The sequence below is a fragment of the Candidatus Accumulibacter vicinus genome, from assembly GCF_000584955.1.
GTDB classification, from domain to species: domain Bacteria; phylum Pseudomonadota; class Gammaproteobacteria; order Burkholderiales; family Rhodocyclaceae; genus Accumulibacter; species Accumulibacter vicinus.
In genome coordinates this window covers 21,634-22,167 of record NZ_JDSS02000049.1, presented here as the reverse complement: position 1 = coordinate 22,167, position 534 = coordinate 21,634, and the positions used below count along the sequence as shown (strand labels likewise).

1 protein-coding gene is annotated in these 534 nt (G+C 67.4%); it reads left to right on the top strand.

Going from position 1 to position 534, the window contains the following annotated elements; genetic code table 11:
- Window positions 1-129: 129 nt before the first annotated feature.
- A partial coding sequence (locus CAPSK01_RS24115; RefSeq protein ID WP_273704150.1) for a hypothetical protein occupies window positions 130-534 on the top strand: 405 nt, incomplete at its 3' end.

Sequence of the window (534 nt, the reverse complement as noted above, 5' to 3'; positions counted from 1 at the left end):
GATGTTGTCCTGTCGGCACCGATATCGATGGGTGTCGTGTTCCGGCCGACGACGACCATTGTGTTCAGCACAGAGGACGTGTGCAGCTACCACCGAGCGGGGTCACTCGGCAGCCGGAACGCGGTCGGGTTGCGCAGCTACTTCGGGTCAATCAGCGCCTATTCGGTCAACAATTCCGGCACGCTGGTCAAGGACGACGCGCCGGGGACCCCGCTGAATGACAGGCCGAACGCAGCACTCGGAGTGTTCCGGTCGGCCACCTATCGGCGCGCCTGGCTGAATGGACGCGCAGGCCCGGGCAACACAACCTCCTCGATACCACTGGCGCGCGAAACCTTGAGCCTCAGCAGCGGCGCCGGTACGACCCGCTCGACAGGGCATGCCGGGCGCTACTACCTGGCGGTGGTCTGGGATCGGGAGCTATCCGAGGCTGAGGCGCTGGCCTGGACGCGCGACCCGTGGCAGATGTTCCTGGCGAGCCCGTCGGTGGGGTTGTGGGCGCCGGGGGCTGTGGGTGGCGGCGGCTTCACCGGC